The sequence below is a fragment of the Vibrio sp. 10N.222.48.A3 genome (genome assembly GCF_041475345.1).
In the GTDB taxonomy this organism is placed as follows: Bacteria; Pseudomonadota; Gammaproteobacteria; order Enterobacterales; family Vibrionaceae; genus Vibrio; species Vibrio tasmaniensis_A.
The window spans coordinates 1-388 of record NZ_JBFRVX010000805.1 but is presented as its reverse complement, the minus strand read 5'-3'; the positions used below and the strand labels follow the sequence as shown (position 1 = coordinate 388).

Below are 388 nucleotides of genomic sequence, written 5' to 3'. Positions count from 1 at the left end.
CGGCTAACACTATGAAAAAGTTATAAAACTGCTCAAATTTTTCGGTTTGACAGATATAAAAAACACCCAAGAGAGCAACAGCTACCACCACTCCATTAGGTATTATTCGGTATCGGATATCTTGATAACTGACGATTGCAGCCATGGTGGCTAAGGGAATTAACCACCACAGTTTATGAGGCATTAATTAACCTACACTTGGCGACGAATTAGCGGCTTCAATATTATTAGTGATGGTTGTGATAGCACCTTCTAAAGCTTCACGAAGAGAGTCGTTAAATACAGCCAATACGATTGCTGACATACACACACCTAGGATTGCGTATTCAATCGCTGTAACACCACGTTGATCATTATTAAAAGATTGAATAAATAGCTGAGTTCTAAC

At 38.7% G+C, this 388-nt stretch carries 2 protein-coding genes; both read right to left on the bottom strand.

Annotated elements, in window-relative coordinates; genetic code table 11:
* The coding region (locus AB4653_RS20035; RefSeq protein WP_372105139.1) for a prepilin peptidase at window positions 1-184 on the bottom strand (184 nt) is incomplete at its 3' end.
* A gap of 3 nt (window positions 185-187) precedes the next feature.
* On the bottom strand, window positions 188-388 hold a 201-nt coding region (locus AB4653_RS20030), incomplete at its 5' end, for a Flp family type IVb pilin (protein WP_372105137.1).